Genomic DNA, 12,164 nt, shown 5'->3' with positions numbered 1-12,164 from the left:
AGCCCTTCCCCATGTCCCCCCGTGACTGCCGTCCGGGCTCCCCCGCCCGGGGTGTTACGCGAGATCACCTCCCGGCGCGGCGGCGCGCGCACCCGCACCGGCGGTGCGCCGCAGCAGCAGGCTCACGTTCTGCCCCCCGAAGCCGAACGAGTTGGTCAGCGCGTGTTCCACGTCGGCCCGCCTGGCCTCTTTGCGGATGTGGTCCGCCGGGCAGGCCGGGTCCGGGTCGTCGAGGTTCCAGGTCGGCGGCAGCAGCCCCCGGCCCAGCGCCAGCGCGGTGGCGGCGGCCTCCAGCACCCCGGACGCGCCGAGCAGGTGACCGGTGAGCGCCTTGGTGGAGCTGACCGGCACCCGGCCCTCGCCGAACACGTCGGTCAGGGCGGTGATCTCGGCGATGTCGCCGAGCTTGGTGCCGGTGCCGTGGGCGTTGACGTAGCCGACGTCGCCGGCCGTCACCGCGCCGCCGGCCAGGGCCCGGCGCATGCACTCGGCCGCTCCCGCCCCGTCGGGCCGGGGCGCGGTGGGGTGGTGGGCGTCGGTGTTCGCCCCGTATCCGGCGACCTCGGCGTAGCCGGCCACGCCCCGGGCGGCGGCGTGCTCGGCGCGTTCCAGCACCAGCAGCGCCGCGCCCTCGGCGAGGACGAACCCGTTGCGGCGGGCGTCGAACGGCCGGCTCGCCTCGGCCGGGTCGGCCCAGCCCCGGGCGAGGGCCCGGGCGTTGCCGAAGGTGTCGGCGAAGGTGGGGAACAGCGGGGCCTCGCTGGCCCCGCAGACCACCACGTCGGCCTCCCCGGCCCGGATCAGCCGGACCGCGTCGGCGACGGCCTGCGCGCCGGAGGCGCACGCCGTGCCGACCGACGAGCTGTAGCCGCGGATGCCGTGGGCGATGGCGATACGCGCCGCCGGCATGTTCGGCAGGATCCCGGTGAGCAGGTACGGGCTGACCGCCGCCCGGCCCCGCTCGGCCCGCGCCAGCACCTGCCGCTCCAGGGTGGCCATCCCGCCGACGCCGCCGACGATCACGCCGATCCGGGCGGGGTCGACGTCGCGGCCCACCTCGATGCCGGCGTCGGCGAGCGCGTCGGCCGCGGCGAGCAGGGCGAGCACGACGATCCGGTCCAGCACCCGGGTCTCCGGGCCGGACGCGACCGTACGCGGGTCGATGTCCGGCAGCAGCCCGGCGGCCTCCAGCGACCCGTGGGCCGGGTGGTCCTGCGGCGGGCGGACCAGCCCGGACCGGCCGGCGAGCAGGGCGTCGAGGGTCTCCCCCGCCCCCCGCCCGGCCGGGGTCAGCAGGCCCATCCCGGTGATGAGGGCGGTCACGACGACGACTCGGTCAGGTAGCGCTCGCGCAGCACCACCTTGCGGACCTTGCCGGTGACGGTGACCGGGATGTCCTCGGAGCGCACCGGCACCACCCGGCGCAGGGTCGCCCCGACGTCCGCGCCGAGCGCGGCGCGCACCGCCTCGGTGCGGTCGACGCCCGGGTCGGCCCCGGCCGCCAGCTCCAGCAGCACGTCGGTGACGACGCGGTCGTCCTCCTTGACGATCACCACCGTGCAGTCGGTGACGTCGGGACAGGCGGCGAGGACCCGCTCCTCGGACAGGGCGGTGAAGAACCGCCGGCCGTCGCCGACCTCGACGGAGTCGACGGCCCGGTCCAGGTGGTAGTAGCGCCCGTCGGCGTCGGCGTAGACCAGGTCGCCGGTGAGATACCAGCCGCGCAGCCGGAACCGGTAGGTGGTGACCGAGTCGTTCCAGTAGCCGCGGAACAGCGACGGCGAGTCGATGCCGAGGAAGCCGACCTGCCCCGGGGGCAGCTCGTTGCCGTCGGCGTCGAGCACGGCGACCTTCGTGAACTGGTACGGGCGGCCCACGCAGCGGCCGTACCGGTCGGTGTCGGCGGTGTGGGTGATGTGGAACATCGAGTGGCCCATCTCGCTGGAGCCCAGCCCGTCGATGAACACGGACCCGGGCACCCGCACCACGCCCTGGCGGGTCACGGTGTCCCGCGAGCCGACCGCGACGAGCCGGCGCACGTGCGGCTCGTGCGAGCAGTCGCCGGTGTTGAACCACAGCCGCACCGAGTCCAGGTCGTACGCGGACAGGTCGAAGCGGGCCAGCTCCGCCCAGGTGACGGAGAACCCGAACACGCCGTCGGGCCGCCAGCGCTGGATCGCGTCGAGGACCCGCTCGCCGCCCTGGTCGGACAGCAGGAACATCTCGGCCCGGTTGCCCAGCGCCTGGTTGACCATGAGCACGGTCGCGGTGTGCGGGGCGGGCAGCGCGTTGAGGATGCGGCGGGTGCCCTGCGCCTGCGGCATGGATAGCAGGTGCCGGGTGGCGGCGAACAGGCTCGCGTGCGAGTGCAGCACCGCCTTCGGCACGCCGGTGGTGCCGGAGGTGTGGGTGATGACGATCGGGTCGTCGGGGTGGTGCCGGTAGTGGGCCCCGGCGGCGGCCGGGTCGCCCGTGCCGGCGTCGGCGGGCGTGCCGAGCAGCGGCGCGCCGAGGTCGTGCCCGGCCAGCAGCTCGGTGTGCGCGGCGTCGGCGAGCACGCCCGCGCCGCGCAGCCGGCGGATGTACTCGGCGGCGATCTCCGGGCGCAGCCTGCCGTTCATCAGCGCGGGGATCGCGCCGAGGCGGGTCAGCGCCAGGAAGCTGAGCACCATGTCGGCGGCGGCGGTGGCCCAGACGGCGACGGGGTCGCGGGGCTTGACGCCCCGGGCGCGCAACCAGGCGGCGCGGGCGGCGACCCGCTCGTCGAGCTGGCCGAGCGTCAGCGGGCGCTCGGCGGGGTGCCCGTCGACCTCCGTGTCGAAGGTCAGGCCGGGGCCGTCCGGGTCGGCGCCGTGCGCCAGCACCCGGGCCAGCACGTTGCCGGCGCCCAGCTCGGTGTCGGCGGCCAGCAGGCCGCGCAGTCCCTTGGTCCTCATGGTGTGACTCCTCCCCCCAGCAGCACCGCGACGGCGGCGGTCCCGGGCGGGTCGCCCGGCACTGCGGCCTCGACGCCCGCACCGGCGTCGTCGGGTGCCTGTTCGATCAGGATCAGTAGTGCCTCGTCGGCGTCGCCGTCGCTCAGCAGCAGTTCCGCCTCGGCCGTTCCCTCGGCCAGCGGGTCCCCGGTCGGCGCGAGGCAGACCACCGGCCCGCCCAGCCCCCAGCGCGCGGCGACGTGCCCGGCCACGCTGTTGGGCACCGACTGGAAGAAGAACAGCGGGCCCGGTCGCCCCCCGGCGGCGACCGTGGCGTGCACGTGGTCGGCGCTGGCCCGGTCCCCGGCGGCGCTGACCAGCACCACCGCGGTCCGCCCGCCGGCCGGTTCCGGGGCCGGTCGCTCGCCGTGGCGTCGGGTGAGGCACCGGTCGGCGACGGCCGCGACGACCGGGCTGAACCGCGAGTGCACGAACCCGGGCAGGGTCGGTGGGGCGGCGTCGCCCGGCTCCGGCCAGCGCGCCTGCGCGAGCACCCGCAGCCGGCCGTCCGTCGCCGTCGGCAGCTCCCTGGTGCCGGTCACGCCGCACCGACCAGCAGGGCGGTGTTGGCGCCGCCGAACGCGGCGTTGAGGCTCACCGCGTAACCGGTGGCGGCCGGGCGGGGCGCGTCGCGGATGACGTCGAGCGGGCACGCCTCGTCGGGGCCGAGCCAGCCGGCGTTGACCGGCAGCTTCCCGTGCCGTACGGCCAGCACGGTCACCACCAGCTCCAGCAGCCCGGACGCCTCCAACGCGTGCCCGTGCAGCGCCTTGGTCGAGCTGACCGGCACCCGGTGCGCGTGCTCGCCCCAGGCCAGCCGCAGCGCCGCCGCCTCGGCGGCGTCGCTGTAGCCGGTGCCGGTGGCGTTGGCGTTGACGTACCCGATGTCCTCGGGGCGCAGGCCGGCGCGGCGCAGGGCCGCGCCGAGCGCGCGGGCCAGGCCGCGCCCCTGCGGGTCGGGCTGGCAGGGGTGGTAGGCGTCGCCGGCCCGGCCCCAGCCGAGCACCGAGGCCAGCGTCGGCGCGTCCCGCCGGGCCGCCGCGGCGGCGGACTCCAGCACCACGGCGGCCACGCCGTCGCCGAGCAGCAGCCCACGCCGCCCGGCGCTGAACGGGCGGACCGCGCCGTCGGTGGCGAGGGCCCGGCCGGCGTCGAAGAGCGCGTACTGGTCGGGTTCGACCAGGTACCCGGCGGCGACGACGATCCGGTCGACGTCGCCGCGGCCGATCAGCGCGGCGGCGTCGGCGACCGCGGTGGACGCCGACACGCAGGCGCTGGTGTAGACCCGGGGCGCACCGGCCAGCCCGCACCGGCGGGCCAGCTCCCCGGCCAGCGCCGGCACGCCCGTCCCGCCGTGGGCGGCGAGCAGCAGCGGCGCGACGGCCCGGCCGGCGGTGTCGAGCCCGGCGGCGGCGCACGCGGTATGCACCGCCTCGGTCAGTTCGTCGGCCAGCGGGCCGGCGTCCGCCAGGGTGGCCGCCACGCCGACCCGCCGGGCGCTGGTGTCGAAGCGGCCGACGGGCCGGAACGCGGGGGTGCCGGCGAGCACCCCGGCGAGCTGGGCGTCGGCGCCCCTGCCGAGGGCGCTGAGCGCGTGGACACCGGTGATCCGTACGGGGGCCCGCTCAGCCATCTGCGGGGGCGGTCAGGCAGGTGTGGAACACCGCCAGGGCGTCGTCGACCGTCCGGATGCCGGCGAGCTGGTCGTCGGTGAGGTCGAGCCGGCGGTCGTAGCGCTGTTCGACGAGGTGGACCAGCCAGGCGAGCTCCATCGAGCCCACCCGGTCGGACACCTGGTCGACGGGCTTCGCGGTCATCTCGGCGAGCATGGTCAGCAGGTCAGCTCGCCCCAGGTCGGGCTGACCGGCCATCAGGAGTTGCCGTCGGCCGTCGCGGCGACCCGGTCGGCGACCATCGTGGTGAACTCGCCGACCGTCATCAGCGCCAGCTTCTCCGACTCGTCGTCGGCGAACTTCAGGCCGTAGCGGTCCTCGACGCGGACGGCCAGGTCCGCCAGGGCCAGCGACTCCAGGTCGACGCCGGCCGGGCCGAGGGTGGTGTCGTCGTCGATGCCGTCGACGTCGTAGTTCATGTCGTCGAGCTGGGAGATGACGAAGGCACGGACCTCGTCGCGCATGGTTAACCTCTTTCCGTGAGCCAGTCAGCGGTGCCCGGTCGGGACACCGTGTACGTGTTCCTCGGCCGTACCGACGGCGATCGGCCGGCGGCGGCCCGGCGGCTGCTGCGGCGCGCGGGTGGCACGCTGCTCGGCCGGGCGGAGGCGGAGATCCGGGTGCGACGCGACGCGGCCGGGCGGCCGCTCGTCGACGCCGGTGACGCGGTGGAGCTGCCGGTGAGCGTCAGCCACACCGGCGGGGTCGTGGTGGCGGCGGCCCGCCGCGGCGGCGGGGTCGGCGTCGACGTCGAGCGCCGCCGGGAGCTGCCCGCGCTGGCGCTGGCCCGCCGCTGGTACGCCCCGCAGGAGGCGGCCTGGCTGCGCGGACGCCCGCCCGGGCAGCGCGTCGAGGCGTTCCTGCTGCTGTGGACGGCGAAGGAGGCGGTCGGCAAGGCGCTCGGGCGCGGCCTGCGCGACGGCGGCCTGCGCCGGCCGATGCCGGTCCCCGGCGGCCCGGGTGAGCTGCTGCGCCCCGTCCCGGGGGCCGGCGGGCTGCGGGTCGGCCACCCCCGGCTGCCCGCAGGCGGCGGCAGCGGCCGGGCCGGCGACGGGCCGGTCCCGGCCGGTGACCTGGTGCTGGCCGGTGACCTGGTGCTGGCCCTGGCGGTCGACGGGCCGGCGGACGGCGTCGAGCTGGTGATCGACTGATCGATCAGTCAGGTCGGCGGGCACCGCGACGGGCCGCCGGAGCGGACCGGTCACGGCGTGGCCGCCCGCAGCGCCTCGGTCGACCGGACCAGCTTGCCGGTGGTGGTCCGGGGCAGCCGGTCGAGCAGGTGCAGGACGCGGGGCCGCTTGTAGGCGGCGAGCCGCTCGGCGAGCAGCTTCTCCAGCACCTCCTCCGACAGCGGCCCGTCCGGCTGCACGTACGCGGTGATGTCGCCGTCGTGCACGACCACGGCGGCGGCGACGCCGGGCAGCCCGGCGAGGGTGGCCTCGACCTCGGTGAGGTCGACCTTCAGCCCGCCGACGGAGACCTGCGAGTCGAGCCGGCCGCGCACGGTGACCAGGCCGGTGCCGGGGTCGACGGTGCCGGCGTCGCGGGTGTGCAGCCAGCCGTCGGCCCAGCGGTCCGGGTCGGACAGCCCGACGTACGGCGAGTCCGGGCAGCTCACCCACAGCTCGCCGGTGGTCGACTCGCGGACGGTGATCCCGGGGGCGGGGGCGATCGAGGGCCGGTGCCAGCCGTGCAGGTCGGTGCCGATGACGCCGACCTCGGTCATCCCGTACATGTTGCCCAGCGGCACGCCGAAGCGGTCGACGAACGCATTGACGACGGCCGGCGGGACCAGCTCGCCGCCGGTGGTCATCCGCTTGAACTGCGGCAGCGGGCCGGTCGGCCGGGTGGAGGCGAGCAGTCCGATGTGGAACGGCACGCCGAGCACGGTGGCGGGGGTGTCGTCGGCGGCGATGGCGGCCAGCACCGCGTCGCCGCTGAGCCGGTCCGGCGGCACCAGCGTCACGTGGGCGTGCAGGCCGTAGAGCAGCCCGCCGACGAGACCGAGCACGTGCACCATGGACGGCAGCAGGATGATCCGCTCGCCGGGCAGGGCCACGCCGTCGATGCGCGTGTAGCGGCGCACCTCGGCGACGAGGGACGCGGCGCTGCGACCGATCACCTTGGACGGTCCGGTGGAGCCGGAGCTGAGCTGGATCACCGCGTGCGGGCTGCCGGCGGGCCGGTCCGAGTAGGCGGTGACGCCCTCGGTGACGTCGACGAAGATCTTCAGCGCGGCGCCGCCGCTGCGCACCGGGGCGACGACGACCTGCGGGGTGAGCCGCGCGAGCGCGCCCTGCACCTCGTGGTCGGTGAGCCGGTGGTCGAGCAGGATCGCCTGGGCCCCGGTGCGCCAGGTGGCGAGGAGGTTCACCACGTACGCCAGCGACGGCGGCAGGCGCAGCGCGGCGGCGCCCCCGGGACGCAGTCCGGCGCCGGTGAGCCGGGCCTGCGCCTCGGCGACGAGCCGGCGCAGCGTGCCCCGGTCCACCGGGTCGGGCAGCCGCAGACAAACTTCGGCCGACGGACCGGCCAGCAAGAGGTCGTCAACCCAGGTAGGGTGGTCTACTGTAGATTCTGCTGCCGAACGATCCATGGTCACTGTGGTCTACCGCCCAGCATCGAAAATGGGCATAACTGCCCAATGTGGTGCGTCCTCCGGGGTGCTGACGGAACACTACGACAGCCGCCGAGACCATTACTAGATGCAAATGGCTAGATCAAAAAGGTCGTGCGGCCCGATTGCCGGTCAGCCGGTTCGCCGGGCAGGATCGGGGGCCGCGAGGCCGTGGGCGACGTCGCCGCCGCGGGGCGGGAGCCTGCCCGCCGCAGAGCCGGCACACCCGGGCGGCAGCCTGCCCAGATTCGGCCCGACCGCCTGCCCGCGTGAGGCCTGACGGCTCCCCACGTCGGCCTGACGCCGATGGGTGACTGCCGACCGGCAGCCACCCATCGAAGATACACGATCTTATGGCGACGGGGTGCCCCGCCCGCGAAATCAGGCCAGGGCCGGCGTCTGCGCGTGGACGACGAACCGCAGCGACCGGGCGTCGGTGAAGCACTCCCGCATCGGCTTGACCAGGTCCCGGTGCTCCGGGCTGCGCTCCCACGCCTCGAACGCGGCCAGGTTCACCCACTCACTGGTGATCAGCCACTGCTCCGGGTCGGCCGACGAGCGGCACACCTGGTCCACCAGGTGCCCCGGCACCCCCTCGGCGACCAGGTGCCGGATGGCCTCGTAGGCGCGCAGGAAGTCCCCCGTGCGCTGCTGCGGCACCCGGACCAGGAAGACCACCCGCGCCCGCTGTTCGATCATCGTGCCACTCCTTGGGTCGGGCCGGGCTCGGCCGCCCGGCGGGGTGCCGGTGCCAGGCGGGCCGCCGCGCCCCGCAGCACCAGCGCGCTGTTGAAACCGTCGAACCCCCGGGCGGCCACCAGCGCCACCCGGGACGCGGGCCGGCGGGGCTCCCGCAGGAAGTCCAGCTCGCAGCCGTCGGCCGGCCGGTCCGGGCCGGCGGAGGCGGGCAGCGTGTCGTGGGCGAAGGCCAGCAGCGCCGTGGCCACGTCCAGCGCCGACCCGCCCTGGTGCGCCCGGCCGGTCAGCGGCTTGGCCGTGGTCACCGGCACGGGACGGGCCCCGAACACCGCGCGCAGCGCGTCGGCCTCGGCCCGGTCGTGGCCCGGCGTACCCAGCGCGTCGGGCAGCACCACGTCCACGTCGTCGGGGGTGACGCCGGCCCGGTCCAGGGCCAGCCGCATCGCCCGCGCGTACTGGACGGTGTCCCCGCCCCGGCCGGGGCCGGTGTGCACGGCGTCGTGGGTGGCCCCCCAGCCGGTGACCTCCCCGTAGATGCGGGCCCCCCGGGCCAGGGCGTGCGACAGCTCCTCCACCACGAACACCGCGCCGCCCTCCGCCGGCACGTACCCCGCGGCGTCGGCGTCGAACGGCTGGTACGCCCGGGCGGGGTCGTCGGCGACGCTGAGCAGCCCGGACCGCAGCTGGCAGGCCAGCGCGTACGGGCTCAGCGGGCACTCGGTGGCCCCGGCGATCACCACGGGGGTGCCCCGCCGCACGGTGCGCACCGCGTGCGCGAGGCTGTCCAGCCCGCCGGCGGACTCGCTGACCAGCACCCCGCAGGGCCCCTTGAACTGGTGGTGGATGGAGAGCTGCCCGACGCTGGCGGCGTAGAACCAGGCGATCGACTGGTACGCCCCGACGGTGCGCGACGGCCCGCCCCACAGCCGTTGCAGCTCCCGCTGCCCGAACAGGTTCCCGCCCGACGAGCTGGCCAGGGTCACGGCGTACCCGTAGGGCTCGGGGGCGTGCTCGGGCAGCCCGGCGTCGGCCAGCGCCAGCCGGGTGGCCGCGAACCCCAGGTGCGTCCACCGGTCGGTCTGCACCAGCCGGCGGTTGTCCGCCCAGGTCAGCGCCTCGAAGTCGGGCACCTGACCGGCGACGCGGGTGGGGTAGGACGCCGCGTCGAACAGGGTGATCGGGCCGGTGCGCCGGGTCCGCGACACCACCGTGGACCAGTGCGCCTCGGCGCCGATGCCGCTCGGGGCGACCACCCCGATCCCGGTGACCACCGCCCGGGTGGTCACGCCGCCCCGCCCGACGCCGCCCCGCCGTGCGCGGTGCCGCCCTGCGTCGCCCCGCCCAGCCGGCGGAACACCATCGCCGACTGGAAGCCGCCGAAGCCGCTGCCCACCGACAGCGCCACGTCCACCGGCACCTCCCGGGCCACGTTCGGCACGTAGTCCAGGTCGCACTCCGGGTCGCGGGTGGCCCAGTTGGCCGTCGGCGGCACCACGCCGTACTCGATGGCGAGGGCGCAGGCGGCCATCTCGATGGAACCGATCGCGCCGAGGGAGTGCCCCACCATGGACTTGATGGAGCTGATCGGCACCCGGTGGGCCGCCTCGCCGAGGGCCCGCTTGAACGCCGCCGTCTCGTGCCGGTCGTTCTGCCGGGTGCCGGAGCCGTGCGCGCTGATGTAGGAGACCTGCCGCGGGATGAGCCGCGCCTGCTTCAGGGTCGCCGAGATGGCCAGCCCCATCTCCAGCCCGTCCGGGCGCAGCCCCGTCATGTGGTAACCGTTGCTGCGGCTGGCGTACCCGGCGACCTCGCAGTAGACGTGCGCACCCCGGCGGCGGGCGTGCCCGTACTCCTCCAGCACCAGCACCGCCGCGCCCTCGGCGAGGACGAAACCGTGCCGGTCGGCGTCGAACGGGCGCGACGCGTGCGCCGGGTCGTCGTTGTCGGGGCTGGTCGCCTTGATGGCGTCGAACGAGGCGACGGTGACCGGGGAGATCGGCGAGTCCGCCGCCCCCGCGAGGACGATGTCGGCCTCGCCGTCGGCGATGAGCTGGTGGGCGTACCCGATGGCGTCGATGCCGGAGGTGCAGCCGGTGGAGACCACCTGCGCCGGGCCGTGCAGCCCGTGCCGGCAGGCCACGTCGGCGGCGAGGCTGCTGGGCACGAGCGCCTGGTACAGGTACGGCCCGCCCCGGTCGTGGTCGACCAGCCAGCGGCTGCCGGAGTCGCTGACGGTCACGTACTCCTGCTCCAGGGCCATGGTGCCGCCGACGGCGGTGCCCAGCACCACCCCGGCGCGGTCGCGCTGCGCGTCGGTCAGCTCCAGGCCGCTGTCGGCGACCGCCTCGATCGAGCAGGCGAGGGCGAACTGCACGTACCGGTCGGCGCGGCGCCGCTCGGCCTCGGTGAGCCCGGCGGCGACCGGATCGAAGTCGCACTCGGCGGCGATGCGGGAACGGAACGGCGACGGGTCGAAGAACGTGATCCGCCGCGTCGCCGTGCGCCCCTCCGTGATCGTCTTCCAGAACCGGTCCCGGGTCACGCCGCCCGGGGCGACCACCCCGATGCCGGTCACCACCGTGCGGCGCGCGGTCACGACGCGCCCCGCTGTTCCGCCGGTTCGGTGTCGACGTGACCCAGCTCCGGCCGGGGCGCGAGGGGGCCCAGGTGGAACACCACCTCGGCCGGCTCCTCGCCGGTGTTGCGCAGCCGGTGCCGCACGTTGACCGGCACGAGCAGCGCCTCCCCGGCGGCCAGCGGCACCGGCCGGTCGTCCAGGTCCACGGTGATCGCCCCCCGCGCCACGTACAGGAACTCCTCGCTGTACGGGTGGTAGTGCTCGGCGATGCGCTCGCCGGGGGCGAGGGCGGCGACCCCCATGAACCCGGAGGTGCTGCCGACCGTCTTCGGCCCGAGCAGCACCCGCAGCTCGCCGCCGCGCCGCCGGTCGGCCGGCACGTCGCGGGCGGCGACCGTCCGGTACGCCGGGTCGTCCGTCGTACGCTGGGCGGTGGTCTCACTCATCGTCGCCTCCCGTGGTGGCGGAGCCGGCCCGCGCCGCCCGCTCGATCCGTTCCTTGATGACCGCGAGCTGGACGCGGCTGTTGGTGTTGATCCGCTCGGTCATCCCGGCGTTGTCCAGCGGGGCGCTCGGATGCATCGCGAAGTCCTGCACCCAGGTCATCCGGGTGCCCTCCGGCTCGGTGTCGTAGCGCCAGTGGATGCGCATGTACTCGAACGGGCCGGTCTCCACCCGGTGCGCCCGCACCTCGCGGTTCTCCCAGTCGGTGGTGCGTTCGCTCACCCAGCTCCACACCGCGCCGTTCTCGTCGGGGTGCATGGTGAGGCGGAACCGCACGGTGCGGCCGTCGCGTTCGAGGATCTGCGCGGAGGCGTACTCGGTGAACAGGTTCGGCCAGTTCGCCACGTCGTTGGTCAGCTCCCAGACCAGCCGCAGCGGCGCGTCGACGACGATGCTGTTCTCGGTGTGCCCGGGCGGGTCGGTCGCCCGGGTCACCAGGTCGGCGACCTCGGCGATGCTCAGCCGGGCGGCGTCCTCGGGCAGGCGCACCCGGTACCGGTCGGCGACCACCGCGGACAGTTCGAGCAGGGCGAGGGAGTCCATGCCGAGGTCCTCCAGGGACGCTTCGGGCTCCCGGGCCGCGGCCTCGGCGTCCATGCCGCAGTTCGCCACCAGGATCTCGGTGATCTCGGCGGTGAGCGGGCGGCCGTGGGTGACGGTCATCAGTTTCTCCTCTGGTCGGGGCCGGACGGACCGGCGGCGGCGACGCGAACGGGACTCCCCCCGTCGTCCGGTGCGGCGCATCCGGCGCAGCGCGGCCGCACCCGCCCGCCGACGGTGGGGGTCACGGCCGCAGCCCGCCGTGGTCCCAGCGGTAGAAGCAGCGCGCCATGGCGTCCCGGGGCGAGCGCCAGGTCGGCAGGTACGGCGAGACGTACGGCTGCAGCCGCGCGCTGACCCGGGCGAACTCGGGGTGCTCCCGGATCCCCTCCACCGCCGTCTCCCCCGGCCGCTCGGTCTCCAGCAGGTGGACGTAGAGGTCGCCCAGCCGGTACAGCGACCGGTGCCGGACCCCGGCCAGGCGCGGCAACTCCGTCGCGTCGGACTCGGCGAAGATCTCGGCGACCCGCTCCTCGGCGTCGGGTGCCACCTTGGCGACGATCAGCGAACGATCCATG

The 12,164-nt window shown here is 75.7% G+C and carries 14 protein-coding genes; 1 reads left to right on the top strand and 13 read right to left on the bottom strand.

From position 1 onward, the window contains the following. Positions 1–54: 54 nt before the first annotated feature. From LPA42_RS00265 to LPA42_RS00240, 6 genes are read right to left on the bottom strand one after another with little or no spacing between them, the layout of a single operon-like run. A complete protein-coding gene (locus LPA42_RS00265) occupies positions 55–1,323 on the bottom strand; it encodes a beta-ketoacyl synthase (RefSeq protein ID WP_077940059.1) in 1,269 nt (422 codons plus the stop codon). Next, positions 1,320–2,936, bottom strand: a complete 1,617-nt coding sequence (locus tag LPA42_RS00260; RefSeq protein ID WP_077940058.1) for a class I adenylate-forming enzyme family protein — start codon at positions 2,934–2,936, stop codon at positions 1,320–1,322. Before LPA42_RS00260 ends, LPA42_RS00265 begins: the two co-directional genes overlap by 4 nt. Continuing rightward, complete coding sequence (locus LPA42_RS00255) at positions 2,933–3,475, bottom strand: beta-ketoacyl synthase chain length factor (RefSeq protein ID WP_077940065.1); 543 nt, start codon at positions 3,473–3,475, stop codon at positions 2,933–2,935. Before LPA42_RS00255 ends, LPA42_RS00260 begins: the two co-directional genes overlap by 4 nt. Before the next feature lie 38 nt (positions 3,476–3,513). Continuing rightward, positions 3,514–4,608: a beta-ketoacyl synthase gene (locus LPA42_RS00250; RefSeq protein WP_077940057.1), complete on the bottom strand. Its 1,095-nt coding sequence runs from the start codon at positions 4,606–4,608 to the stop codon at positions 3,514–3,516. After that, a complete protein-coding gene (locus tag LPA42_RS00245) occupies positions 4,601–4,846 on the bottom strand; it encodes a hypothetical protein (protein ID WP_043968888.1) in 246 nt (81 codons plus the stop codon). Before LPA42_RS00245 ends, LPA42_RS00250 begins: the two co-directional genes overlap by 8 nt. Continuing rightward, positions 4,846–5,112 (bottom strand): acyl carrier protein, encoded by a 267-nt coding sequence (locus LPA42_RS00240; protein WP_043968887.1) that lies wholly within the window; start codon positions 5,110–5,112, stop codon positions 4,846–4,848. The genes LPA42_RS00245 and LPA42_RS00240 overlap by 1 nt, the downstream gene beginning before the upstream one ends. A gap of 15 nt (positions 5,113–5,127) precedes the next feature. On the opposite strand from LPA42_RS00240, the gene LPA42_RS00235 reads away from it, so the two are divergent. Further along, positions 5,128–5,799, top strand: coding sequence for a 4'-phosphopantetheinyl transferase superfamily protein (locus LPA42_RS00235; protein WP_096761733.1), 672 nt, complete (start codon positions 5,128–5,130; stop codon positions 5,797–5,799). A gap of 50 nt (positions 5,800–5,849) precedes the next feature. Here the strand turns inward: LPA42_RS00235 and LPA42_RS00230 are convergent, their stop codons facing one another. The 7 genes from LPA42_RS00230 to LPA42_RS00200 form a co-directional block, all read right to left on the bottom strand. Continuing rightward, on the bottom strand, positions 5,850–7,244 hold the full coding sequence (locus LPA42_RS00230) for a class I adenylate-forming enzyme family protein (RefSeq protein WP_077940064.1): 1,395 nt from the start codon (positions 7,242–7,244) through the stop codon (positions 5,850–5,852). A 402-nt stretch (positions 7,245–7,646) separates the two neighbouring features. Next, the gene (locus LPA42_RS00225; RefSeq protein WP_077940055.1) at positions 7,647–7,964 is read right to left on the bottom strand and encodes an antibiotic biosynthesis monooxygenase; all 318 of its coding nucleotides are present in this window, start codon (positions 7,962–7,964) and stop codon (positions 7,647–7,649) included. Then, positions 7,961–9,250 (bottom strand): beta-ketoacyl synthase N-terminal-like domain-containing protein, encoded by a 1,290-nt coding sequence (locus tag LPA42_RS00220; protein ID WP_077940054.1) that lies wholly within the window; start codon positions 9,248–9,250, stop codon positions 7,961–7,963. The genes LPA42_RS00225 and LPA42_RS00220 overlap by 4 nt, the downstream gene beginning before the upstream one ends. Further along, complete coding sequence (locus tag LPA42_RS00215) at positions 9,247–10,560, bottom strand: beta-ketoacyl synthase (RefSeq protein ID WP_077940053.1); 1,314 nt, start codon at positions 10,558–10,560, stop codon at positions 9,247–9,249. Before LPA42_RS00215 ends, LPA42_RS00220 begins: the two co-directional genes overlap by 4 nt. Next, positions 10,557–10,988, bottom strand: coding sequence for a cupin domain-containing protein (locus tag LPA42_RS00210; RefSeq protein ID WP_077940052.1), 432 nt, complete (start codon positions 10,986–10,988; stop codon positions 10,557–10,559). Before LPA42_RS00210 ends, LPA42_RS00215 begins: the two co-directional genes overlap by 4 nt. Then, a complete protein-coding gene (locus LPA42_RS00205; protein ID WP_077940051.1) occupies positions 10,981–11,709 on the bottom strand; it encodes an SRPBCC family protein in 729 nt (242 codons plus the stop codon). The genes LPA42_RS00210 and LPA42_RS00205 overlap by 8 nt, the downstream gene beginning before the upstream one ends. Before the next feature lie 121 nt (positions 11,710–11,830). Then, positions 11,831–12,163, bottom strand: coding sequence for a TcmI family type II polyketide cyclase (locus LPA42_RS00200; protein WP_077940050.1), 333 nt, complete (start codon positions 12,161–12,163; stop codon positions 11,831–11,833). Position 12,164: the final 1 nt, after the last annotated feature.

The sequence above is a fragment of the Micromonospora sp. DH13 genome (assembly GCF_020873825.1).
Classification (GTDB): domain Bacteria; phylum Actinomycetota; class Actinomycetes; order Mycobacteriales; family Micromonosporaceae; genus Micromonospora; species Micromonospora haikouensis.
Note: the sequence above shows the minus strand (reverse complement) of the source record. Positions and strands in the feature narration are given on the sequence as shown.

What these genes read in the sequence shown, in the direction of transcription:
- LPA42_RS00225 (WP_077940055.1), bottom strand. Translation starts at nt 7,964, where the DNA reads ATGATCGAACAGCGGGCGCGGGTGGTCTTCCTGGTCCGGGTGCCGCAG.
- LPA42_RS00245 (WP_043968888.1), bottom strand. Translation starts at nt 4,846, where the DNA reads ATGGCCGGTCAGCCCGACCTGGGGCGAGCTGACCTGCTGACCATGCTC.
- LPA42_RS00240 (WP_043968887.1), bottom strand. Translation starts at nt 5,112, where the DNA reads ATGCGCGACGAGGTCCGTGCCTTCGTCATCTCCCAGCTCGACGACATG.
- LPA42_RS00205 (WP_077940051.1), bottom strand. Translation starts at nt 11,709, where the DNA reads ATGACCGTCACCCACGGCCGCCCGCTCACCGCCGAGATCACCGAGATC.
- LPA42_RS00200 (WP_077940050.1), bottom strand. Translation starts at nt 12,163, where the DNA reads ATGGATCGTTCGCTGATCGTCGCCAAGGTGGCACCCGACGCCGAGGAG.
- LPA42_RS00260 (WP_077940058.1), bottom strand. Translation starts at nt 2,936, where the DNA reads ATGAGGACCAAGGGACTGCGCGGCCTGCTGGCCGCCGACACCGAGCTG.
- LPA42_RS00230 (WP_077940064.1), bottom strand. Translation starts at nt 7,244, where the DNA reads ATGGATCGTTCGGCAGCAGAATCTACAGTAGACCACCCTACCTGGGTT.
- LPA42_RS00250 (WP_077940057.1), bottom strand. Translation starts at nt 4,608, where the DNA reads ATGGCTGAGCGGGCCCCCGTACGGATCACCGGTGTCCACGCGCTCAGC.
- LPA42_RS00210 (WP_077940052.1), bottom strand. Translation starts at nt 10,988, where the DNA reads ATGAGTGAGACCACCGCCCAGCGTACGACGGACGACCCGGCGTACCGG.